The sequence below is a fragment of the Bifidobacterium mellis genome (assembly GCF_000967265.1).
Lineage (GTDB): Bacteria > Actinomycetota > Actinomycetes > Actinomycetales > Bifidobacteriaceae > Bombiscardovia > Bombiscardovia mellis.
In genome coordinates this window covers 574,969-598,548 of sequence record NZ_KQ033885.1, presented here as the reverse complement: position 1 = coordinate 598,548, position 23,580 = coordinate 574,969, and the positions used below count along the sequence as shown (strand labels likewise).

Sequence of the window (23,580 nt, the reverse complement as noted above, 5' to 3'; positions counted from 1 at the left end):
AGGTACCACTCAGTGGTTTTCAAGAAACTCCTCCGCCCTATAAGACCCGGCGCTCAACTAGCACCCAACGACGAAAGTCGAGCTCCTCCTGGCATGACAATTTGCCTGGTTCGAGATTTATGCAATCCTGGGACTCCGTGCAAGAAACGCTCAAAATGCCGCAGAGCGACGCTCTACTCATTGATGGTCATCCTTGCGCTCTCCCGACCTTTCGACATGACCATCACAACCAATCCGATCAGGAGTTCGCCCCTTTCCGAAGAATGTCGGCGAAGCCCCAAATCACGGAGGCGATCCGCCCCAACTCCGATTCGCGACTGACCTGACGCCAAACCGTGGCGTAGGACTCGAACCAGATCTCCAAAGCATCGGCCAGGCCCCGGTCGGCGCCGGCATCCGGAGCTCCAGGCAGAACGCCATGGCAAACGGCCAGACTACGACCCAATGCGTTGAAGAGGCGTTGGCCATGGACAGCCACCAACTGAGCCTGCAGAGTTCTGCGCACATCAGCCTGGCTTTCGGCTGCCGCCCTGCCCATGCGTGCAGCCGCGTCGACCAGCAGAGCATCACGCTGATCCACCTGCTCAAGACGATTGCGCAAAACCATAAGCAGGCTCCGGCGAGCTTCGTCGACATCGGCAGACGGATCCGGTTCAGGCACGCCTGGCACTGTAGATGCCACATCCTGATTAAGACCGCCGTGGCGGTCGTCCAGCTCCCAGTAGCGCACCATATCGTCCCAGCCGAAGACCACACTGGAGCCTGCCTGAATCAGCGCCGGCAGATAGTCCCCCGTCGCATCCCCATAGACCAGCAGGCCCATATCCCTGTCCACCCGGTCCCGATCATCGTCATCGGGATTCCAGAAGCACTGGGCGGCGTAGGCCATGCCAGGCAAACTCATACGCGGATCGTTGATATGCCCGTAATCGCCCCAGTCCGTGACCATGGCCCCAACGGCACCGTATTGGATCCCGTATCGGCTCAGACGGCTGATGTTGTTCCATGCATTGTCGATTCCAGGCAGAAGATGATTCCAGTCGTGAACGGCCGAGCAGACTATCTGCCGGGCCCCTGTAGAGGCTACAAGAGCAACCTTGTCCGGCTCTACCTGCGGGTCATAGAGCCAGTTGAGCAGCGTGCAGTCCTTGGGCAACCTGTCCAGGACCTTGGGCATGGACACAGCGACATCACCCCAGAACATGGGATGACGGCCCTGTGCATGCAGGTGACCGCACAGGCTGATCAGATAGTCGGCATACATGTCAGCAGGATCCTTGCTGGAACCGTCCTGCCGCGAACGCCCCTTGCCCAGATCAAAGGTCTCGTCTCCGCCGATATTGAAGTTTCGCGTACGCATAAGCGGCGCATAGGCGTCAATCAGCCCTGTAGAGAATGCCAGAGCCTGTGGGTGGTTGACATTGATGGTGTGATGCTCCTGACGCTCTATGAAAGAGTATGGCCGGTCCGCCTGCTCGGGAAACTCGCCCAGATCCCTGAATCCGCGAGTGCGAAGGCTGGTGTAATGGTGGCCGAAGGTGGAGATCGAAGGCACCAACTCGATGCCCAGGCGGGCGCAATAGTCATCGAAGTCGGTGATCTGCCCGGGCTCCAGGGGGCTTGTGCCCCTCCAGGCCTCGCTCATGCCCGGGAAAGCCATGGTGTGCTCAATGTAGAGTTGCAGCTGGTTGAACTTATACAGGGCCAATGTGTCCGCCCAGTGCCGCAGCCAGTCCATGGTGGGCACCCGACCCCGGGTCACATCCAGACTGTAGATGCGTGTTGGGTAGGCGGGGCGGTCCTGGATGTGCAGGGCGGGAAGCACCGGACCGCATTGCATGATGATCTGGCGAAGGGTCTGTACCCCCCATCGCAGTCCCTGACCGTCGCCGCCGCGGATATCGACAATCGGCCGGCGCTCCCCCTGATCAGCGATGGACAGAAGATACTCTTGGGGACCGAGATTCTGGTCCAGATCCAGACTGACCGCGCCAGTCCAAGCCTGCCCGCGCGAATGATCCCAGACCATCCCCGTGGCCTGCTTAATCGTATCTGTCAACTGGCCACTCAGGACGGAACCCAGCTCCTGGTCAACTGCTGTACCGCAGACAATTCTGCCCGCCACCGGCAACAAGAACCGGCCCCGATCCCTTTGCAAGTGGAGCGGCCGGGGAATCAGGGCCAACGGCCGCTCCCTGGACGGATCGGCGACGGCATCGATGCCATTATCAAGACTCATACTCCATACCTTTCCTGCAACAGGCTGATGCCACTGACGACCGCGTCAGAGACATGCTCCAGCCATGGCCAACGATGGCCACCTCCTCAGCCTACCCGTACGCCGGAGACAAGAAGAGATTCCGGCATTCAGGCCGAGCGGACACCGGCAGAGCCAAATATCCGTTATACAAACAGCATTCGCACAAGACGGCAAGCCTGCAAGAATCTACGATTGGTCGCATTGGTCAAGAAGCAGAAACTGGCGAACTTTCTGGCCAACGATGACGCGTTCAACGATGGAATTGCCTCTATCGAGAAACCTTTAACAGGTTGAAACGAGTTGATACAGGTTGCGCAAGATTAATAAACGATGTTAATATATAAACGTTGTTTATAAAGTACACGAAAATGTAGTGACTGTACCACTCAAGGAGGAGGTTGACATGCGCGGCAGCCCATACGCCAGCACACCAAAGGCCCTCTCCGAGCTCAACCAGTCACGCATCGTCCAGTACCTGCACCAGCACGGCACCAGTTCCCGAGCCCAGATGGCCCGGGACATCAACCTGACGCCGGCGGCCGTGGGCAAGCTGGTGGCCCGCCTGATCGACCTGGGCCTGATCAGCGAGACCGGCAGCATGGACTCAGAGGGTGGCCGTCGATCCATCGGATTGGCACTGAACGCCGACCGCTACCAGGTCATCGGCGTCAAGTTCGCCCGCAGCCTGGTCAGCATCGGACTGTTCGACATCAGCGGCCGTCTGCTGGACTCGGAGGAGCTGCCCCCCGTCAACCCCGATGACATCCCCGGCGCCGTCGCCGAGGTCAGAACACGAGTGGAAGCGCGATTGGAGGCGCACCCCGCCATCGTGGCCGTGGGCATGGCCGTACCGGGCCCCTACCTTCGCGATACCGGCCGCATCGCCCTGGTCACCAGCATGCCCGGCTGGCGTGGGGTGGACTTTATCCACGAATTCGGCCGGGCCTTCCGCGTACCCACCTTCATCGAGCAGGATGCCCGAGCCGGTGCGCTGGCCCAGAGTCTGTTCGACCCAGGCGTGAGCGCATCCAGCATGGCCTACTTCCTGGTGGGCGAAGGCGTTGGACTGGGAGTCATCGACAGGGGCGCCCTGGTGGACGGCAGCCAGGGAGCGGCCACCGAAATCGGCCACGTCAGCATCGATCTGAACGGCCTGCCCTGCGAGTGCGGCAACCGCGGCTGCCTGGAATGTTACTGCTCGGCGGTAGCCATCCATCGCCGCATGTGCCAGCCGGATATGCGGGATCACTTCCCTGGAATCGAAGCCATGACCCATGCCAAGGCCTGCGCGGTCCTGTTCGACCAGGCCCGCTCAGGCCAGCAGGCCGCCCAGACCCTGGTGGATCAGATAGCCGACTACGTGGGATATGGCTGCGTGACCGTCGTCAACGCCTACAACCCCGCCCAGATCGTCATCGGAGACATGGTGGCCGCCGCCGGTACCCGCCTGCTTGAACGAGTTCGGGCCATAGTATCCCAACGCGCCCTGCCTGGCCTACGGGAGCACACGCAGATTCTGCTCTCCAACCTACCTGCCGATGCCACGCTGACCGGGGCCGCTGCGGTGGCTGCCAGCCAATTTTTGGAACATCCGGCCAGTATGGGCCGACCAGCTGTGAAGTCAACAAGCACAAGGCGGACGCATCGCCCGTCATCAGGAAAGGAACACCATGACCAGTAAACCCGTGGTCCTCAGCATCGGCGAGATCCTCTGGGACGTCCTGCCAACAGGCAAGCGGGCCGGTGGCGCGCCGGTCAACTTCAGCTATCACGCCGCGAAGAACGGGGCGGAAGGCTATGCCATCAGCGCCGTGGGACGCGACGACCTGGGCCGGGAGCTTGAGGAGGCGGTCCAGAAGGCCGGCGTCGATGCCGTCCTGCAGCACAACGACCACCCCACCAGCACCGTCGAGGTCCAGCTGACCGAGGGCATCCCCCAGTACGTCTTCAAGCCCGATGTGGCCTGGGATCATCTGGAATACACGGATGACCTGGCCGGGTTGGCCAGCAAGGCCGACGCCGTTTGCTATGGCACGCTGAGCATGCGCAGCAGCCAGTCACGCGAGACCTGCCTGCAGGTGCTGCGCCACACCAAAAGCCATGCCATGCGCTTCTTCGACATCAACCTGCGCGGCACCTTCTACAGCAAGGACCTGATCCAGGAGCTTCTGGACATGGCCACGGTCTTCAAGCTCAACGACGAGGAGCTGGTCACCCTGCGCGACATGTTCCGTGTGCCCGGAGCCACCGACGACGAACTCTGCCGCTGGTTCATGGACCAGTGGCACCTGGACACCATCGTGCTGACCGCCGGCAACGACTACAGCACAATCTATCTGGCAGACGGCCAGTCCTCCCACCTGCCCACGCCTGAAATCACTGTGGCCGACACTGTTGGTGCCGGCGATGCCTTCTCCGGCACCTTCGCCATCAACCGCCTGCTGGGGGCCTCCCTGACCCAGTCCCACCGGGCTGCCGTCAACACCGCTGCCTTCGTCTGCACCCAGCCGGGCGCCTGGCCCGAATATCCCGAGCATATCCCCGACTACCTGGGCCAGCAGGGTCAATGATCCCCGTCCTTTGAATATGATTTGGCCCCGCCAGGTCGAACTGTCGACAGGACGGGGCCAAACTTATATCTACGGTATCGGGATTTACCAGATGCCGATGAGCCGCCACCAGCCCAGACCCACGGTCAGGAAGATGGCCACGGTCACCAGTCCGCAGATCAGGCCGATCCGCAGGAACTCAGAGGTCTTGACATATCCGGCACCGTAAATCAAGGCCGCCGGTCCGGAGGCGTAATGGGTCATGGCGCCGATCAGACCGCTGGCGCATCCCAGCATCAGCGCTGCAGGCATGGCGGGGACCCCGGCAGCCACGGCCACGCTGACGAAGAGCGTGTAGATGGCCGCCACCTGGGCCAGCTCGGAAGCGAACATGTAGTGGATGAAGAAGTAGAAGATCGTCAGAATGACCAGGACCAACACCCAGGGCATGCCCTTGACCAGTCCGGCGATGATCTCCCCCGCCCAAGTGGTGACGCCCAGGGTGTTCAGCGGTTCCGCCATGCCTACCAGAACACCAAAGAAGATCAGTGTGGACCAGGCCGACTTGTTGGCCACCATGTCCTGCCAGGTGATGATCTTGGTGCACAGCAGCACGGCCACGCCCAGGAAGGCCACGGTGGTGGAATTGATATGGATCACCGAGCCGGTCGCCCAGAGGACCAGCATGACCAGGAAGGTCACGGCCATGATCCACTCGTGCATGCTCAGCGGGCCAAGACCCTTGAGCTCATCCTTGGCATCCTCCTGAGCCTGAGGAACGTTCCTCAGGGTTGGCGGGAAGATGCGGTAGATCAGGGCGGGGATGAGGATCAGGCAGATTAGGCCAGGCACTATGCCGGCCAGGGCCCAGGTGCCCCACCCGATGTCCACATGGAATTTCTGGGCCAGCTGTCCTACGACCGGGCCCGCCGCCATAGCCGTCAGGAACATGGCCGATGTAATGGCGTTGACGTTGTTGGCCGTGATCGCCAAGTAAGCGCCGATGCGTCGCCGGGACTCATCAGTGTCCGGCTTTGAATCCTGCACGTCGCTGATGGACGTGATGATCGGGAAAAGGATGCCGCCCAGACGAGCCGTGTTTGACGGGGTGGCCGGAGCCAGGACCAGGTCGGCGGCCGAGAGCCCGTATGCTATGCCCAGGCTGGACTTGCCCAGTTTGGACAGAAAGACCAAGGCGATCCTGCGGCCAAGTCCAGTGGAGACAAATCCCTGAGCGATGAAGAAGGCCGCCACGATCAGCCAGATGGAGGCACTGCCCAGTCCGTTGAAAGCCGCCTTCTTGGGGTCCAATGCCCCGGTCAGCATCCCCACGGTCATGCCGATGATGGCTACCGCCGAAGTGGGCAGAGGCTGCAGAATCAACCCTAGGATGGTGCCCACGAAGACTCCCAGCATGTGCATGCCCTGGGCGGTCAGTCCCTTGGGAGGCGGAATCAGGAAGATGACCAACCCGACCGCTACACAGATCAGAGCCTTGACCAGTTGGCCCGTATTGAACGGCTGCCTGGCCCCTGTCTGGGGGTCTCCCCCGCCCCCGCCTGTTCGTACTGTTTCACCCATCATTGCTCCTTCGCTCATGGTCCGGCGTATGACCGCCTGAAAACCGCCGACCTCCTCGTCGGCTTGCTCGTGTGGACTTATGCTATGCGGCAGGCGGCAGGGACGACAAATAAGCGCTGCCTATATGAAGGACGCCGCATCCGGCAGCTGCTGAAGGCCTTAAAGACCCGTCAAAGACTGAGATGATCCCCTTGGCGGCATATAGGCAATGCTTATTTGCCGGGCTGCCAAGGGCTTTTCTAGGCTGATTGCAGAGGTCCGGCAACGCGGCCGGCCCCAATCGTGAAGGACAAGTGAAACCATGACAGGATTCGATACGATCAACGATTCCTATGCCAACCGGGGACTGGGATTCGACTATGAACAACGGCGCGAGCTCAAGCTGGACGGGCTGCTGCCCGCTGCCGTCCAGGATGACGAACAGCGCGAGCGCATCGTTTACCGCCGCTTCCTGGCCCAGCCCACCGATCTGGACAAGCGGCTCTACCTGATGAGCATCTGCCGCACCGACCGTCGCCTCTTCTACAGGAGCATGGACAAGCACCTGACTGAGTACATGCCCATCGTCTACGCCCCCACCGTGGCCCAGTCCATCCAACGCTACGACGAGTTCTATTCGGGCAGCGACGTGGCCTACATCTCCATCGATCACCCCGAAGGGATCGGCGACGCCCTGGACCAGTACGCCGGCGACCGACCCATCGATCTGGTGGTCTGCACCGACGCGGAAGGCATTCTCGGCATCGGCGACTGGGGCGCCCAGGGCGCTGAGATCCTGACGGGCAAGCTGGCGGTCTACACTGCAGCTGCCGGCATTGACCCCTCGCGCGTTCTACCGGTGATGGTGGATGTCGGCACCAACCGCCAGGCCCTCCTTGACAATCCGGATTATGTGGGCAACCACTTCGCCAGGGTCAGGGGCCAGCGCTACGACGACTTCATCGATGACTTCGTCCAGCAGGTCCTGCAGCGCTACCCGGAGGCCCTGATCCACTGGGAGGACTTCGGCAGGCCTGAGGCGGCACCTGTTCTCAAGCGCTACCAGGACCGGATCCTGACACTGAATGACGATATCCAGGGCACCGGCGTGACCGTACTGGCCGCTCTGATCGCCGCCAGAAAAATCGCCGGAGCCGACCCCAAGGACACCAGGATCATGGTCTTCGGGGCAGGGACCGCCGGCGTGGGCATCGCCGACCAGATCGTGGACGACCTGATCATCCGCCAGGGCATGGATCCTGAGACCGCCCGGAACAGGGTTCTGCTCTTCGATCGTCAGGGGCTGATCGAGCAGGGCCAGGATGATCTGACCGAGGGGCAAACACGATATGCCCGCAAGCCGGACGAGTTCGCCTCAGTCACCGACAAGACCTCGCTGGCACAGGTTGTCGACGCCTTCCAACCCACAGTGCTCATCGGCACCTCGACCAGGGCCGGAGCCTTCAACCAGGACGTTGTCGAGGCCATGGCCAAGCATGTGGAGCGGCCGCTGATCTGCCCCATCTCCAACCCCACGGAACTGGCCGAGGCCAAGGCTGCCGATGTGATCGCCTGGACCCACGGCCGCGGCTTCGTCATCACCGGCACCCCCTCAAAGCCTGTTGATTACCAGGGGGTCACCTATTCCATCGGACAGGGCAACAACGCCCTCATGTATCCCGGCATCTGCTTCGGGGCCATCGTCGCCAAGGCACGGCTGGTCACCAAGGGGATGCTGTTGGCCGCAGCCTACGCCATCTCCGACATGATCGACGTGGACAAGCCCGGAACCGCCGTATTGCCGCCGGTGGCCGATCTGAAGGAGATCTCACGCCGGGTGGCCACTGCTGTGGCTGAACAGGCGGTCCAGGAAGGCCTGAACCGTGAGCCGATTGAGGACGTGGATGCCGCCGTTGCCAAGGCACAGTGGCACTACGACGCCTGAGCGAAACCTGCACCTTCGCTTCTTGCGACATTGAAATTGGGGTCCGGCCGGCACGATTGATAATCGATAATCGTGGCGGCCGGACCCCAATCATGAGTCATGATCTGTCAATATTTTCAAGGGTCAATCTTCTCAAGTCCAGATGATAATGATATGGTTCTTATAAGTAGTCTTTCGCCAAAGTTGACGGATAAGCAATAAAGACAAGCAATAATCTGAGCACCAATCAAGGGAAGCGGCTCATGACCTATATGGATAATGTCCGCGACCTCGAGCTGCTTACCATGCTGGCCCGGTACGGCAGTTTCACCGACGTCGCGTTGGAGGCGGGCATCTCCCAGCCTGCCGTCTCACAGGCCATCAGAAGACTGGAAAAACGTCTGGGAACCAGGCTGGTCCAAAGGCAGCGCTTCGGCGCAGGTGACGGCACACAGCTCACCCAATCCGGAAGAACAGTGGTGGACCACGTCGGCCAGGCATTGGACCTTATTAACTCCCTGCCTGAGGCCTTGGCTGCGAGGACCGGGATTCGACGGCGCACAATCGGCCTGCCACCCATCATCTCTTCGCTGCTGAGCTCCGGGCAGGGGCGGCAAGGGCAGTGCGAACCAGACAAGAACACGACCGTAGAAACCATAGGGTCCCAAAAGTTGCTGAGCCAGATAGAGGCCCACCGTGTGGACTACGGGGCGGTGGCCAGCGTCGACGAGTCGCTGAGCGTGGATGGCGTGGAGACGACCAAGCTGGCCTCCTTCCCCTTCGGCATGGTCTGCACCCAGTCCATGGTCGACCGGCTGGGTACGGCGGGAATGACCAGTCTGCACCCCGAGGATCTGTCCATGCTTCCCGGGGACGTCCCCTTCGCCACCCTCAACCGCGATTTCGTCCATGCCCAGGCCGCCCAAAGGCTGATTCACCTGTCTGAACCGGTCAGCCACCTGATTGAAGTCTCCGACGTGGAGACCTTGAAGTTGGTAACCACATCCGGCCTGGTCTGCAGCCTGATCACCTCGGCTGGCGTACACCCTGGCGACGGCCTGCGCTTCATCCCCTTTGCCGGTGATGACATGCCTCGCTTCAACATCTTCCTCTTCAACGACACCAAGCGGGAGGCCTTCCATGAGGACGTGGAGGAAGTGCACGCCTTCAGCGACTATGCCACCAGTCGACTGAGCTCTGTGGCTTGACCAGGATTCAAGTCAATGCCCAGGGAGAAGCGGGAATATCCGCAGCGTCCATCTGTTGTATACTGACGAGGCCGGTCCGTAATGGCACCGGCAGAGCTTGATAATTCAAGATTGGGGCTGATCGGTTTCGACGGTGACCTGTTCGTCGCAGGGAAGCGTGCCGAGAATGCGGGGGTCCGCTCGTTAATGTCCTCCCGCAAACAACAAGTGCTAAATCTAACCGCACTGAGTTCGCTCTCGCTGCCTGAGCTTCGCGCCAGGATTAACCAGTGAGCAGCTGCTCCGTTCACTCCCCTTCGCCTTCGGGGGGATGCTGAGCGTCATTAAGAAGACTTGCCTGAACTGCTGCGCCACAGGGCGGTTCGGGGACTTTTACTGCGGCTATGCCCGCCACCGGTTGTCTGCGACATAGGTGGGGGCAGACAGATAGCCACAAAGGCCTGCAGACTACGCACGTAGAAGACTGAGGGTGCGGTCACCGGACCGGGGTTCAATTCCCCGCAGCTCCACAAGACAAGGGCCGGCCGAGGCAACTCGGCTGGCCCTTTTCATGCCGTTTTACGGTTCAAGAATCCATCTTTCCGGATTACTTAGTGCATCACATTGGCAACAGCCTAATTCATGAACCTCAAGTCATGCTCGTTTCTTTACTCGTAGAGTTAGAATAACTCCAAAGTAACTCCATTCGGAGCACAAATGATATAATTTGGGAGCTAAAGATGACTAATTGAGCAATCGGAGGGGTGAAAGTTATGAAAGAGACAGCGAGAATTCAAATTCGCACCAGCGAGGATATGAAGTGTCGAGCCTCACAGCTTTTCGAAGACCTAGGCCTTGATCTCGGCACGGCGATTAACATGTTTCTCTCTCAGTCTCTACGCGAAGGAGGACTTCCATTCCGCTCCCAACTTTCCAAATTTGATAGGGAAATGGAGGAAGCTGAGGCCTCACCAGTCACCCATGCGGGAGATGTAGAGAATATGAAAGACATCATCCATCATGTATGAGTTTGCATATACGCAGAAGTATTTGCGTGATGTCAAGAAAATCAAGAAGAAACATTTTGATCTAAGCAAGCTCTATCAGGTGCTCGACGACTTGGCTGACTACAATTCAGCACTGCTTAAGCGCAAATATCGAAACCACCAGCTGAAAGGCCGCTGGTCTACATACGAGGAGCTACATGTCGACGCAGACTGGCTCCTGGTGTATAAGCGCGACAAAAATCGAATGATTCTTACTTTGATGACCACCGGCAGCCACGACCAAACACTGTGACAAAAGTGAAAGTCTCGGCAATCGAGCCTTGTTCCGACTGACACGAATCAGTGTAACCGAGGCCCAAATTTGACTGCCCATTCGTATCTGCTCCAAAGTTGAAAGTTAATCGTTCGCTAGACCTCCTAGAGATTGATTCGTCATAACGAGGACATCTATCTTCGGGCATCCAGCATGCATATAGCGCATTGCCCAACGCTGCCCAATCCCACGGGAAACTGCTCGTTGATGAATATGTCGCACACAGCCATGGCCGAGATCAATGCTCGACAAGACCACTGAATTACCCATCGCGGACCCAGCTATTAAAGTTCACTGTCGACCATCCGCCTATGGTGCTTGCAGAAAGGCTATGGGCGAGCGCCTCAAAGCAGGACGCGCCGTCAGCATGGTCGCCAGCGAACCAACGGCGATGATCGGCAAACCGCATATAAGGAAGAACTGACAAGGAAAAACTATAGACAGACTGCGGACGAGGGGCCAGTAGACCATAGCTGTGCACAGTCCGACCAGTCCGGTGCCGCCTGCTGTAATGATAATGCCGGTGGTCATCACGATGGTGCCGTCCAATACGGATATGCCGGTCAACTGCTGCGGATTTGCACCGGCGATTGACAGGAGCGCCAGATCAAGGTCACGATCCCGAGCGACAATGGCGAACCCCGTAATCACGCCAACCAGGGCGACCAGCAGCGCTGCCCAGAAACCATAGAACGACTCCAGGGTTCTGTTCGATGTGACATTTGCTATTCCCGGCACCTTGTTCATGGCAACGGTACTGGTGCTTCCCGCAATCAGCAGACCACCGACCAGAAACATGCAAGCGGTCAACGCTATGACTATAGAGCCGAATGTGGTGTCTCTACTCCTGACCACAGCCTGTGAACGCGCAATCCACCAGATAGCAGATGACGACGGCACTGGAGTAGTCCAGAGTTGAGTGACCCTGCCTATAACCGGCCCCCAAGCGCGAGCCAAGGCAATCAGCAGCAGAAGAATAGCGAACAGCGGTCCACTTCCAACGGCACTTACGACCGCCTGAATCTGCTTAGGGTCCAAGGATCCAGAGCCGCTATGCGAAAGATAGGCAACGACAGGCAACGGCAATAGCAGCAAGTAAGGCCAGCCCAAGAAAAAGGGACACGAAACCACGTCCATGTCGGGGCCGATCGACAGATTCGCTCTCCTCAACACGGCGCACCACCCGGACGGGTGTCATCTTCCCCAAATCCAGCAATGTCCGGCTGGTCGCCAAGACGGCCGTGGCCAATCCCACTGCGAGACCGGTCAGGGCAGACCTGGGAAAACCGTGCCAGGTAAAAGTGAAATGCACCGGCATCGGCATCCCGGTTGAATACCAGTCGAGGATCCTTCCAGCCAGCGCAGGCGACAGAGCCGCGGCAACAAGAGAAGCCAGCAGGTCCAGAATCATCACCTGCAAAAGCGCAAGCACCAGGATCTGCTTAGGCGTAGCTCCCAGCACCGAAAGAAGGGCCAGCACCTGTCGACGTTGGCGAATTGATACCTACAAGATCTGCTTGATCACCAGCCATCCGAGCACAATGACTGTGAGGAAGACTAGGCTCAGGGCCGAAGCCAGACTCTTGGCAGGATCCCTGGTCTTGACCGATAGACCTCGGTAACAGCTGTTGACGCCCATGCCCACACTCATGGCACAAAGCAGGGTTTGGGTGACCACAAGAACGATAAAGACGCCAGCCCAGATGCCACTATTGGCTTTCAAATTACGTAAGGCCCAAGTCATGTTTCATTCACCTGCCACGTCCTCGTGCGTACACTCGACTACATTCCTCTATTACATGAATAGCCGACCGACGCGAAAGACAACATCCGGCAAACCCCTGAAACGACCCTGAATCAACCCTGATTCAACCTTATGATACCGAGCTTATTGTGATCGTATGCCTTACATTGTCCAGGCATCACAGCATTAAAATGAAGCCCTTTAACTGGAGAGACCTAGCAAACAAGCAATTCCAACGCATTGACTAGTTCGATGGTGATCCTGTTTCTCGATCCGCAACCAGGACAGCATGCAAACTACATGTCCTTTAATCGTATTTATATTTAACTATATCAGGTCACAATGAGAGACGATGATAGAGCGGGTTTCAATTATGTCCACTGCAAGAGATCATTCGAATATATCTCCAATATTCCATCCAGCAGAAAGCTGGCAAGCTGAAAGGGAAAGGCAGCTCGTAGTAAATATTGTGTACTCTGCTCTATTTTTCGTCTGTGGAGCTGTTATCAGGATAATGGAGTATAGCTTACTCAAAAATCAAGCAAAGCAGAGTTGGTACGAGCACAATACCATCTTCCACAATTTTGTGCGTAACGATCCCTTTAAAGATACTGCCAATATGCTGCCGGAACTGTGGTCATTAATCATAGCCGTCACTCTTGTGACAGCTTTTCTGGAAACTAAGACCGCCGAATTTTCCCACACCGCAACCGCATTCTACCACTTTGTCTACTTACTATCGGGCGCTATTGACTTTATCACAGGCTACATATCGCCTGACACGTTCAATCAGAACGATTTCGGTTTGAGCTTGTCATTGATAATCATCGGCTTTAGCATAGCAACCTTTGCCCTTAACTATGGGGTGAAATTCAAGTTTTCGACACGCGTGATGCAAGAAAACGAAACGCTGAGATCAGATCATCTAGAAGAATATCACTCATTACCTAAAGGATCGTTGTTTACAAAACATCCGATAACCGATGCTATTCTTCGCCCTATTTTCGGATTGACCCTCATGACCACTCTTGCAACATTTATAGCATGTGGAATAGCAGCGCTATTCGCAAGAATGGGCAATCATTTAGTCATCCGTGTAACGACCTTGATCATCGCTGTTGTGCTTGAACTGATCCTCAGCTCGATTGATCGTGGCTTTATGTTACAAATCGGCGCTTATGGCCACTCAAGTAAAAGGAATCAAACTCGCTACAAACGTCACAAATTTGGGAAGTTAATATACCACTTCTCAATAGCCGCACTTTCTTACTTTATATCACTTTTACCCTTTTCCCTTGTATTAAACCCGACAACCACGCTGATGCTCGTGGTTACACTTCTGATCCCGATATTAATCTTCGTGTTCTATCAACTACCCTGCTGGGATTGGTTCTTGGCCCCTCTTGATAAATTGCTGTTAACCGGGTTTATCAAAGACGACCAGAAGGATATAGAGCACGGTCACTTCCGTTTATATACGGAAGTCACTTCAACATACATCGATTCAGAATTATCTATAGACACTCATCGCGAGCATTTGCTGCACACCGTCATAACACACGCTAAAAGAGAGGAATGGGCGAAAATATGTTATCCCGCTTCCCCCGATACGAAACAGGTTCCCTTGCTATCGTTGTCGGTTGATGAACTTCGAAAAAATCTAGAATATTGTAACTCTCAACGAAACAACGCTACAAATCAGGATGCACCAAAACATCAACGCGATATCATGTGCTTAGTAGACAAAATCGACACAAATGATAGAGAGTTCGATTGTTGCAATCAGGAGGAATGCAAAATCTATTTAGCTGCTATATTCAATGACCCTAGATATTTATCAACATCCATAAGCTCAGAGGCGGATAAAGAGGCAAGACCAAAAAAAGTTATCACTCATAATTTTCCAGCTTCAAAGGAAATCGGCAACTAATACTGACGTTAGTAAAGCAGTGAAACCAGAATATGCGGAGTAGCCGTGTAGTGCTGTATACGACTTTGACAACCCGGCTCATCTAGATTGCAGCGTTCCTCATTCCTCGTGGACAAGCAGCAATGTAATCCCAAATGAGCAGGATCTCTGACGAATTGAATCGGCATTGATCATTTACGGCCTTTGAACCGCCATAAAAATATCTGACTCAACATCTTACGATTCAACTCGTGCTACTCTGATGTTCAGAATCTGATTCAGGTTCCCGGACGATGGTCAAGTACCCGGACAGCGACAAGACTTGCCGAAAGGGAACCATGTCCTCATGGATCATACTCATATTCGCTGGTATCTGTGAATCGGTCTGGGCCACCGCCCTGGGCAAGTCTCAAGGCTTTACCAAAATCGTCCCTGACATCGTTTTTATTGTGGGATTGATTCTCAGCATGATGGGTCTAGCCTTTGCCATGCGCAACATCCCTACCAGCACGGCCTATGCGGTCTGGGTCGGCATCGGAGCTGCCCTGACTGTCCTATACGCCATGGCTACGGGCTCGGAGCCTATTTCACTCGCCCGCATTCTGCTCATCATCGGTTTGGTCGCCTGCGTGGTCGGACTCAAGGTCGTCAACTGAAAACAGTGCCTTTCAAAGCAGATATATCCAAGCAGCAGAATCAATGAGGAAAGGAATCGCCATCATGACCGCAACAATACGGCAATGCACATCAGATGATGTCGGACTGATACGTTCCTTGGGCATTACCACTTTCCGCGACACCTTCGCCGCCGACAACAGCCGGGAAAACATGGAAGACTACCTCCGGCACTCCTTCTCCCCCGAACTGGTCAAGTCACAACTGTCAGAACCTGAGTCCGTTTTTTCTTCTGGCCAGCGTGGATGGCACGCCCGCAGCCTACATGCAGATCAACACCGGGAAGGCCCAAACAGAACAGTTCAGCGACACATCCATGGAGATCGAGCGGCTATACGTCCTATCGGATTTCAAGCACCGCGGATTGGGCACCCTGTTGATCAATCGAGCCTTCAAACGTGCCAGGAACCAGAGCCTGAGCAAAATCTGGCTGGGCGTATGGGAACACAATGAACCCGCTCAACGTTTCTACCAAGCCGTGGGCTTCAAACGGACCGGAGAGCACATCTTCACCTTGGGCGAGGATCTACAGACCGACTGGATCATGACCGCAGCAGTCAGTTGACGGATACGTCTGTATAATCCAGCGGCGCCAACGAACCTGAGACGATCCAAGGGAAACCATGACTGGCCAGCATCCTCCTATCAGCGGAGAAAGCAGGTAACTCATCATGACGACATACATGCACGCTGATCAGGACTGCGTCGCCGATCCAGCTTGTCAGATTGCCTTGGCAACACGGGTACCGCAGACTTCAACATGAAGCTGCGCATCGAGCACGTTGAAGGGATAGTCATCGACTGGACCATTGACAAGAACCAGCCCTGCCATGACTACATTGAAGTGGGTGTCCTTCATGCCAGTCTTCAAACGGTTCTCTAGTCTGACTCTCACCAGGTACCGGTCCAGCTTTTCCCCTGCGACACTACAACAACGCCTGAAGTCTTTAGACTGAAGGCATGAGAATCGTCATACAACGGGTCAGCCGTGCCCGGGTCGATGTGGTCGACGAGCAAGGGCAGCCGGATCCCGATTTCAAACCCCAGAGCATCGGCACGGGTCTCCTGCTCCTGGTGGCCGTCCAGGATGGCGACGGGGCTGACCAGGTGGACTATGCCGTGCGCAAGCTGACACGGATGCGCATCTTCGCCGACGAGGAGGGCCGGATGAACCGGTCAATCCTGGACTGCGGCGGCTCCATCCTCTCCATCTCCCAGTTCACCCTCTATGCGGATCTGCGTCGCGGCAATCGTCCCAGCTTCATGGCGGCCGGAGAGCCCCAACACGCCCAGAGCGTCTGGCAGGACCTGAACCGGGCCCTGGCCGCGACCGGTGTCCTTGTTGCCGAAGGACGCTTCGGTGCCCACATGCGAGTGGATCTGGCCAACGACGGCCCAGTGACCATCCTGCTGGACACCGACAAACTGATGAAGCCGGCAGCCTCTTCAACGGCTATTTGACTATGGGCCGCAGGGGTGCCGACACATCCAGCTGATGCTTGTCGCCGATCTTGGACGGATCGTTGATGATCTTGTCGACCACGGCCTGCTTGAGCTTCAGGTCGGAACCGTCGCCCCAGATGATGACATGCTTGCCCTGGTCCAGCTCGGTGGTGATGGAGTCCTGGGTTTCCGCAGTAACCTTGGTCACCGAATGACGCATGGCCTCGGGCATGGTCGACAGAATCCGCAGGGTCTGCCTGACCGCCTGATCCTGCTGGGCCCGCTTGACGGTGGCCACCTGGATGACCGGCACCCCGTCCACCGGCTTGGTCACGGTGTTGAGCGACCTCCCCTGCCGGTCGACGGCCGTCAGCTTGCCCTGTGCATCCTTGAAGACCGCAGTGGGCTCCTGGGCATCGAAGGTCACCTCCAGACCGTGCGGAAAACTCTTGCGGACCTTGGCATCGGTCACCCCGGCCATGCCGCTGATCTCCTGCTCGACGCCATTGGCCGAAATCAGCAACAGCGAGCGATCCCCCTGATGGGCCACGATTGAGGCCACACGATCGTCGGACACCCAGGCATTGCCGCCGCTGACATTGATCTGGTCGGTCTGCAGGCGGAAGACCGGCGAGAGGAAGAGCAGCCATGCCAGTCCTGTAATCAGAGCCATGACCAGGATGACGACACCTGTCCGGATCAGGACCAGCCTGCGGTTGACCTTCTTCTTCTCGCGCACACGGGCCTGAAAGTCCAGCACCTTAGGCCTGACGAAGATCCCCAGCCCCTGCTCCTCCTGGTCGGTGCCGATCCTGCCTGAGACGGGCCGGTCCGGCGGTATGGTCCGGGCATCGACGAATCCGCCGGCCGAACCTGTCGAGCGTGCGGCCGCGGACTTGGACGCCACGGACTTGGAAGCCGGAGACTTGGAGGCTGATGTGCTGCTGTTCTTTACCAGAGAGCGGGAGGACGAAGAGGCCGACCTTGGGCTACGTGTCCGGGATCCGCCTTCATTCCTGGCTCGATTGGGACGACCCTTGAGACGCTTGGACCGCTTGAGACGCCTGCCCCCGCCGCCTGTCTTTTCAGCCTTGGACCGGCGACCTGCCAGTCCCGCAGCATCGGAAGCGGCCGACCTGCCCGATCTGGCGGTTCTGCCGGTCTGCGGTTCCTCTCCCAAAGGCTTGGTGGTGCGCCCGGACCGGGCCGTCCGTGCGGCCTTGGCAGCCCGTACGGCCCTGGTCCTGGACGGAGCCCCGCTGGAGGCACGGCGACCCTTGCCGGGCTTCACTGCTCATCCCGTTCAGCCAGCCTGTCAAGAATGACCGGCCCCATGTCGGTGACATCGCCTGCGCCGACGGTCAGGATCACATCCCCCGACTCCGCCCGATCGGCCAGGTCCAGAGCCGCCTGATGCATGTTTGGGCAGGCCCGGAAGATGGCTCCAGCCGACCTATTCCCGGAACCCTGAGACTCCTGGTCCGTTGCCTTGAGGGCCGCGGCGGGGATGGTTCCGGCATCCACACCCGGAAAATCGCTGGCCAGCTCACGCGCGGGGAAGATGTCGGTGACGGTCACATCGTCCGCCAGGGACAAAGCCTGCGCAAAACGGTCGGCAAAGATGGCGGTGCGCGAATACAGGTGAGGTTGGAAGAGCACCCTGATGGTCCGGCCCGGGTAGCGTCGTCTGGCGGCGGTCAGCAGGGCGGCGATCTCCGTGGGATGATGGGCGTAATCGTCCACTACGGTGACCCCATGCCAGCATCCGCGGACCTCGAAGCGTCGGGAGGCCCCACGGAAGTCGGCGGCGGAGGCGGTGGCCGCATCAGGATCCATCCCCAGCAGGATGGCGGCGATGATGGCTGCGGCGGCATTGCGGGCGTTGTGGATGCCGGGAATCGCCAGGTCCACCTGCAGATCGAGCGGCTTGCCGGCCTCCAACCCTGCCGCCCGGAGCATCTGCGCGGGGAGGGCCAGACGGCAATGTTCACGCCCGCTGCCGCTGCTCTCGGACTCGGACCCGATGCGCACCAGGCCAAGGATCCCGGGCAGGGATTCAGCACTCAGCTGGGGATCTGATGCATAGACGATGATCCTGGCCTGGCAGTCCCCGTGCAGCCTTCGCAACACCTCCAGGGCGCCCTGGTCGTCCCCGCAGACCACCAGGAAACGTCGGGCATGCCGGGCATGTTCCACGAAGGCCTGGTGGAAGGCGTCAGCCGTGCCGTAGTGGTCCAGATGGTCGGGCTCCACATTGGTGATGATGGCGATGTCGGGAGTGTACTTGCCAAAGCTGCCGTCGGACTCGTCCGCCTCGGCCACCAGGACCCGTCCGGCTCCCACATGCCCGCCGTCCATGGGCCCCTGGCCGCTCTGGAGGCTGCCCCCGATGGCGTAGCTGGGGTCGGCCAGATCCCCTTGGCCGCCCTTGGCCAACAGGTGGGCCAAGAGAGCGCTGGTCGTGGTCTTGCCATGGGCTCCGGCCACGGTGACCGAAATCCTGGATGCCATGAGCAGGGCCAGAACGTCACTGCGATGGACCAGCCGGGCACCGGCATCACGAGCTGCCAGAATCTCGGGATTGTCAGGCTTGATGGCACTGGACCAGACCACCGTTCGCGCCCCGGCCACGTTGCGGGCATCCTGGCCGATGACGACCCGGATTCCCAGCTGACGCAGGCGTCGGGTCTTGTCCCCCTCGGCACGGTCGGATCCGGAGACCTGAACCCCCTCCTGGTGAAGCATCTCGGCCAGCACGCTCATCCCGGCCCCGCCGATGCCGATGAAGTGTGTGGGCCCCAGATCCTTGGTGTCGCGCACTCCGGCCCGGGCCAGGGCAGGCAGGCAGGGGTCCAGGACCGGTAGGGACCGGTCACCGCCGTCCTGCCGACCGGACACTGTATTCAATTCATGCTTGGGCACAGTAGTTGCATCTCCTCCAACAGTTCAGGACCATTCAGGACGGTCGTCCGTCGCCTGCCTCCATTATGCCCGATTAGGCCCTCCCTGAGTCCTTGCGGGCGAGGTGTTGGTCGGCCATGGTCAGAATCTGCTCGGCCATCACCTGGGCGGCATCGCGAATCCCGTACCCCCAGGCCCGTCGGCGCATATCAGCCAGCCTATCCCCGTCGGCCATAAGAGCAGGGACATGGTCAGCCACCCATTTGGCATCCAGGGCCGCATCATCCACCATGAGCCCTCCCCCGGCATGGACGACCGGCTGCGCATTGAACCGCTGCTCCCCGTTGCCGATGGGCAGGGGCACGTAGACGGCGGGCACACCCAGGGCGGCCAGCTCGCTGACAGAGCCGGCACCAGCCCTGCAGACCACCAGATCAGCGCAGGCAAAGGCCAGATCGATCCGTTCCAGATATTCGTCCATGTGGTAGTCCCCCTGGCCCTGATGAGCCGGGTCCAGATCGTTGATGGCCCCATCACCCAGGTCAGCCGCAACCTGCTCCCTGACCTGGTCGGCCTTGCCGCGGCCCGTCAGGTGGATGACCTGTGTTCGATCCAACAACTGCCTGGCCGCGCCAGCCACCGCCTTGTTCAGGCTGAGAGCACCCAAGGATCCCCCGGTAACCAGCAGGATGGGCCTATCGGGATCCAACCCCAGAGACTGCGCAGACTCCCGGCGGGCTCCTGCAGGGTCAGCCTCCATCCGCTTGGCCAGTCGGGCGATGGCCGGCCGCAGGGGCAGACCCACGCGACGCACCGGTACTCCGGCCCGGGCCCGGATGCCGGTATCCTCATAGGCCGTACCCACGAAATCAGCCCAGCGGGCACCCAGCTTGTTGGCCATGCCCGCCCGGGCGTTCTGCTCATGGACGACGATGGGCAGACCCAGGTTCCGTGCGGCCCGGTAGACCGGCGCCGAGGCATAGCCGCCAAAGCCGACCACCAGGTCGGCCGACCGATCCCGCAAATACCCTCGTACCCGCTGCACCTCACGCCGCCAACGCCGGGGGAAGTCCAAAGCGGCCTTGCCGGGACGACGAGGGAAGGGAACCTTCTCGATCAGATCCAGGGGAAGTCCGGCAGCCGGCACCAGGTCGTGCTCCAGCCCGACGGCAGTGCCGATCACGCTGACAGAAGCCTGGGGGCAACGCTCCCGAATGGCCGCAGCCACACTGAGCAGGGGGTTGACATGCCCTGCCGTCCCCCCGCCGGCCAGCACCAGATGGGGACCAGCGCCTTTCCCGGCATGCTCCTGGGCATCCCCAGGCATCCCTTTCTCGGTCCTCGTCGCTGTCGTCATCCGCGAATCCGCTTCCTTTCCGCCTTGTCCATTCCGCATCTCAGGACCCGTCCGTGGCTGCCATCACGTCCGGTTGGGTCCGAATCATCTTCAGAGCCACCCCGGCCGAAGCCAGGCAGGAGATCAGGGCGGTCCCTCCAGCCGATACGAAGGGCAGGGGCAGCCCGATGACCGGCAGCAGCCCCAGAACAACGCAGATGTTGACCAAGGCCTGGCCCACCAGCCACACATCCAGGCAGATCAGCACCATGCCCGCATACTGGTCCTTGGTGGTCAGGGCTATCCTCAGCATGCACCAGCCCATGACCACGAAGACCAGAATAAGCATGGCCGCCCCTACAAAGCCCAGCTCCTCGCCGATGACAGCGAAGATGAAGTCATTGTGTGCCTCGGGCAGGTAGTTCCACTTCTCCCTGGAGTTGCCCAGCCCGACCCCGGTCAGACCCCCCGAGGCCATGGCGTAGAGCCCGTGTATGGACTGGTAGCAGACCCCCTGAATGTCATCCTCCGAGCACTTGCCGTATGCGGCCATGATCCGCTGGGTCCGGTTGCTGTTGCCGTAGACCGAAAAACCGATGACCGCGGCCATCCCCAGGACTGCCAGGCTGAGCAGCCAGCGCAGGGGGAAGCCCGAGACCAGGAAGGCCACGAAGCCGATGATGACGATGATCATGGCCGTCCCCAGGTCCTTGCCCAGCATGATCAGCAGGAAACTGACGATAAAACCTGCGGCCGGCTTGGCATAGGCCTTGGCCAGACTCTTCAGGTCGGAATCCTTGCCGACCTGCCGCTGGGCTTCGATCAGGGCCTGGGGCAGCCACAGACACAGGGCCAGCTTGAGCAGCTCGGCCGGCTGCATGGAGACGCCCCCGATCGAGATCCATCCCTCGTTGCCGTTGGCAGAGCGTCCAAGCGGTGTCCGGGTCAACAGCTGGACGCCCTGGCTGACGATCAGAAACCAGGTGCTCCAGTTCCGATAGTGGTCGACGCTGATCCTCACGGCCAGAAGGGCCAACAAGAGCCCAAACACTGCATATATGCTCTGACGAATGACCTGGCTCCAGGGTGAGCTGCCCTGGGCCACCAGATCCACAGCCGAGGAGGAGAAAACCATCATCAGGCCGAAGACCGTGGTGGCGACGACCGTGGCCAGAAAGCCGTAGTAGCACCAGAGCGGGTTGAGAATGGCCCGCCAGCCCCGGTAGCCCCCCTTGCCTCCAGACCCCTGGGAGGGGGCCTTGTTGGAATCAGTGCCGCGCTTCATGCTCGTGGACCCATTGTGTTGCCTGCTTGGCAAACTGGTCGCCCCGGTCGGCATAGGAGGCGAACTGATCCATGGAGGCGCAAGCGGGGGCCAGCAGAACCACCTGACCGGGCTGTGCATAGGAGCCGGCCGCACGAACGGCCCGGGCCATGACCTGATCACCGGCACCTGGATCAATCAGGGTCACCGGCAGATCGGGCGCCTGATCCTTGATGGCCTGGACCATCGGCTGCTGGTCCTGGCCGATGACCACTGCTGCTGCCAGCTTGGATCTGCGGGACCGAACCAGATCGTCGAATCGGGCACCCTTGGCCAGTCCGCCGGCCAGCCAGACCACCTGGCCGTCATGGTAGCTGGCCAGGGAGGCCTCGGCGGCATGGGCGTTGGTGGCCTTGGAATCGTCTACAAAACGGATGGCCTGCGAACCCTGGCCCAGGGTGGCCACGGTGCTGATCCTGTGGTCACCGGGCGTGAAAGCGCGCATGGCCTCGATGGCCGCATCGACCCGGGCCCCAGCGCCCAGGGCCAGAGCCAGAGCGCAGAGGGCATCAGCAAGCAGATGGGGGTAGACCGTACCATCGGGCTCGCACAGGTCCGTCAGATCGGCCACCCGGACCAGCCTGACGCCCTCCTCAAGGTCCTGACCGGTCAATCCGCTGCGGTCCACGACCCAGCCTTCCTCCACGCCCAGCTGCCCGGACTCGGGTCGCTCCAGGGTGAAGCCCACCCGTCGGCAACCGGAGGCCGGCTGAGCCTGTCCGGCCAGGTTGGAGACCCGGGAGTCGTCGGCGTTGTAGACCAGGGCCTTGCGCACACCCCTGTAGATGCGTGCCTTGTCGGCCGCATAGGCCTCGAAGCCCCCATGCCAGTCCAGGTGGTCGTCGGCCAGATTGGTGATGGCCGCGCACTCCAGGGCCGGCGAGAAGGTGAAGTGCAGCTGGAAGGAGCTCAGCTCCACGCAGAGCATGTCATTGTCGGGATCCAGGACGGCTGTGGAGACGGCCTTGCCGATGTTGCCCACCGCAGGGGCCGTAAACCCACTGGCCTGCATCATGGAGGCGACCATCCTGGTGGTCGAGGTCTTGCCGTTGGTGCCGGTGATCCCGATCCAGGGGGCTGGACGGCCGGTCCGGGCTGAGGGCACCCGCAGCATCCAAGCCATCTCCACCTCGCTGACCACGGGGATGCCCCGACGCTGCGCCTCAAGGATAAATGGGGTGCGCGGATTGAAGACAGGAGAAGCCATGACCAGATCCACCCGGCTCCAATCCACCTGGTCGAAGTCATGCAGATCGGCCTGTGGAGCGCGCTGGTCCACAGTGGTCACCCCGGCTGCACGGCCTTGCAGGGCTGAGGCCACGCTCCGTCCGGAAATGCCCAGCCCGGCGACCAGTACACGCTTCTGGCTCAAGTCCATATTCATGAATACCTCATTCCGCTAGCTCCGGCACCTGCTTGGCATGATACCGGCTGCCGAAGTCCGGTAC

The 23,580-nt window shown here is 59.4% G+C and carries 21 protein-coding genes, 1 other RNA gene and 1 riboswitch; of the genes, 11 read left to right on the top strand and 11 right to left on the bottom strand.

From position 1 onward, the window contains the following. Positions 1–238: 238 nt before the first annotated feature. The gene (locus JF70_RS02730; RefSeq protein WP_045935201.1) at positions 239–2,239 is read right to left on the bottom strand and encodes a glycoside hydrolase family 20 zincin-like fold domain-containing protein; all 2,001 of its coding nucleotides are present in this window, start codon (positions 2,237–2,239) and stop codon (positions 239–241) included. Between the two features lie 424 nt (positions 2,240–2,663). Between JF70_RS02730 and JF70_RS02725 the strand changes: the two genes are divergently transcribed. Both JF70_RS02725 and JF70_RS02720 read left to right on the top strand, forming a co-directional pair. After that, positions 2,664–3,941 (top strand): ROK family transcriptional regulator, encoded by a 1,278-nt coding sequence (locus JF70_RS02725; protein ID WP_045935200.1) that lies wholly within the window; start codon positions 2,664–2,666, stop codon positions 3,939–3,941. Further along, positions 3,931–4,830, top strand: coding sequence for a carbohydrate kinase family protein (locus JF70_RS02720; protein ID WP_045935199.1), 900 nt, complete (start codon positions 3,931–3,933; stop codon positions 4,828–4,830). Before JF70_RS02725 ends, JF70_RS02720 begins: the two co-directional genes overlap by 11 nt. Before the next feature lie 84 nt (positions 4,831–4,914). On the opposite strand, the gene JF70_RS02715 is transcribed toward JF70_RS02720, so the two are convergent. Beyond that, entirely contained in the window at positions 4,915–6,390 is a 1,476-nt protein-coding gene (locus tag JF70_RS02715) for a DASS family sodium-coupled anion symporter (RefSeq protein WP_045936056.1), read from the bottom strand. A gap of 301 nt (positions 6,391–6,691) precedes the next feature. On the opposite strand from JF70_RS02715, the gene JF70_RS02710 reads away from it, so the two are divergent. The 5 genes from JF70_RS02710 (at position 6,692) to JF70_RS02695 (ending at position 10,779) form a co-directional block, all read left to right on the top strand. Beyond that, positions 6,692–8,314 carry an NAD-dependent malic enzyme gene (locus JF70_RS02710; RefSeq protein WP_045935198.1) on the top strand — a complete coding sequence of 541 codons (1,623 nt, stop codon included), beginning with the start codon at positions 6,692–6,694 and terminating at the stop codon, positions 8,312–8,314. A 242-nt stretch (positions 8,315–8,556) separates the two neighbouring features. Next, complete coding sequence (locus tag JF70_RS02705; protein ID WP_045935197.1) at positions 8,557–9,501, top strand: LysR family transcriptional regulator; 945 nt, start codon at positions 8,557–8,559, stop codon at positions 9,499–9,501. A 113-nt stretch (positions 9,502–9,614) separates the two neighbouring features. Then, positions 9,615–10,013: a transfer-messenger RNA gene (gene ssrA, locus JF70_RS08695) on the top strand. A 240-nt stretch (positions 10,014–10,253) separates the two neighbouring features. Beyond that, positions 10,254–10,508 carry a type II toxin-antitoxin system RelB/DinJ family antitoxin gene (locus JF70_RS02700; RefSeq protein WP_045935196.1) on the top strand — a complete coding sequence of 85 codons (255 nt, stop codon included), beginning with the start codon at positions 10,254–10,256 and terminating at the stop codon, positions 10,506–10,508. Beyond that, entirely contained in the window at positions 10,501–10,779 is a 279-nt protein-coding gene (locus tag JF70_RS02695) for a type II toxin-antitoxin system RelE/ParE family toxin (protein WP_045935195.1), read from the top strand. The genes JF70_RS02700 and JF70_RS02695 overlap by 8 nt, the downstream gene beginning before the upstream one ends. A 330-nt stretch (positions 10,780–11,109) precedes the next feature. Here JF70_RS02695 and JF70_RS02690 read toward each other — a convergent pair whose 3' ends face one another. The 3 genes from JF70_RS02690 to JF70_RS02680 all read right to left on the bottom strand — a co-directional run bounded on the left by JF70_RS02690 (position 11,110) and on the right by JF70_RS02680 (position 12,544). Then, on the bottom strand, positions 11,110–11,598 hold the full coding sequence (locus JF70_RS02690) for an FtsX-like permease family protein (RefSeq protein ID WP_156149574.1): 489 nt from the start codon (positions 11,596–11,598) through the stop codon (positions 11,110–11,112). Positions 11,599–11,851: 253 nt separating this feature from the next. Beyond that, positions 11,852–12,298, bottom strand: a complete 447-nt coding sequence (locus tag JF70_RS02685) for an FtsX-like permease family protein (RefSeq protein ID WP_082069358.1) — start codon at positions 12,296–12,298, stop codon at positions 11,852–11,854. 6 nt (positions 12,299–12,304) lie between these two features. Then, positions 12,305–12,544: a hypothetical protein gene (locus JF70_RS02680; protein WP_156149573.1), complete on the bottom strand. Its 240-nt coding sequence runs from the start codon at positions 12,542–12,544 to the stop codon at positions 12,305–12,307. A gap of 352 nt (positions 12,545–12,896) precedes the next feature. Between JF70_RS02680 and JF70_RS02675 the strand changes: the two genes are divergently transcribed. The 3 genes from JF70_RS02675 (at position 12,897) to JF70_RS09165 (ending at position 15,693) form a co-directional block, all read left to right on the top strand. Then, positions 12,897–14,474: a hypothetical protein gene (locus tag JF70_RS02675; RefSeq protein WP_156149572.1), complete on the top strand. Its 1,578-nt coding sequence runs from the start codon at positions 12,897–12,899 to the stop codon at positions 14,472–14,474. 245 nt (positions 14,475–14,719) lie between these two features. Then, a riboswitch (guanidine-III (ykkC-III) riboswitch) is annotated at positions 14,720–14,783 on the top strand. An 8-nt stretch (positions 14,784–14,791) separates the two neighbouring features. Continuing rightward, positions 14,792–15,109 (top strand): DMT family transporter, encoded by a 318-nt coding sequence (locus JF70_RS02670; RefSeq protein ID WP_045936055.1) that lies wholly within the window; start codon positions 14,792–14,794, stop codon positions 15,107–15,109. Between the two features lie 260 nt (positions 15,110–15,369). Beyond that, positions 15,370–15,693 (top strand): GNAT family N-acetyltransferase, encoded by a 324-nt coding sequence (locus tag JF70_RS09165; protein ID WP_231578819.1) that lies wholly within the window; start codon positions 15,370–15,372, stop codon positions 15,691–15,693. 156 nt (positions 15,694–15,849) lie between these two features. Here JF70_RS09165 and JF70_RS08940 read toward each other — a convergent pair whose 3' ends face one another. Beyond that, positions 15,850–15,987 carry a hypothetical protein gene (locus tag JF70_RS08940; RefSeq protein ID WP_156149571.1) on the bottom strand — a complete coding sequence of 46 codons (138 nt, stop codon included), beginning with the start codon at positions 15,985–15,987 and terminating at the stop codon, positions 15,850–15,852. A gap of 101 nt (positions 15,988–16,088) precedes the next feature. Here JF70_RS08940 and dtd point away from each other — a divergent pair, with 101 nt between their 5' ends. Next, positions 16,089–16,589 carry a D-aminoacyl-tRNA deacylase gene (dtd, locus tag JF70_RS02660; protein ID WP_045935190.1) on the top strand — a complete coding sequence of 167 codons (501 nt, stop codon included), beginning with the start codon at positions 16,089–16,091 and terminating at the stop codon, positions 16,587–16,589. Here dtd and JF70_RS02655 read toward each other — a convergent pair. The 5 genes from JF70_RS02655 to murD form a co-directional block, all read right to left on the bottom strand. Beyond that, the gene (locus tag JF70_RS02655) at positions 16,582–17,862 is read right to left on the bottom strand and encodes a cell division protein FtsQ/DivIB (protein ID WP_231578817.1); all 1,281 of its coding nucleotides are present in this window, start codon (positions 17,860–17,862) and stop codon (positions 16,582–16,584) included. The genes dtd and JF70_RS02655 overlap by 8 nt on opposite strands. Continuing rightward, positions 17,859–19,427 (bottom strand): UDP-N-acetylmuramate--L-alanine ligase, encoded by a 1,569-nt coding sequence (murC, locus tag JF70_RS02650; protein WP_045936053.1) that lies wholly within the window; start codon positions 19,425–19,427, stop codon positions 17,859–17,861. The genes JF70_RS02655 and murC overlap by 4 nt, the downstream gene beginning before the upstream one ends. A gap of 139 nt (positions 19,428–19,566) precedes the next feature. Then, positions 19,567–20,799, bottom strand: a complete 1,233-nt coding sequence (locus JF70_RS02645; RefSeq protein WP_045935189.1) for a UDP-N-acetylglucosamine--N-acetylmuramyl-(pentapeptide) pyrophosphoryl-undecaprenol N-acetylglucosamine transferase — start codon at positions 20,797–20,799, stop codon at positions 19,567–19,569. 70 nt (positions 20,800–20,869) lie between these two features. Then, complete coding sequence (locus JF70_RS02640) at positions 20,870–22,093, bottom strand: peptidoglycan glycosyltransferase FtsW (RefSeq protein WP_045935188.1); 1,224 nt, start codon at positions 22,091–22,093, stop codon at positions 20,870–20,872. Further along, positions 22,077–23,516, bottom strand: coding sequence for a UDP-N-acetylmuramoyl-L-alanine--D-glutamate ligase (murD, locus tag JF70_RS02635; protein ID WP_156149569.1), 1,440 nt, complete (start codon positions 23,514–23,516; stop codon positions 22,077–22,079). Before murD ends, JF70_RS02640 begins: the two co-directional genes overlap by 17 nt. Positions 23,517–23,580 lie beyond the last annotated feature (64 nt).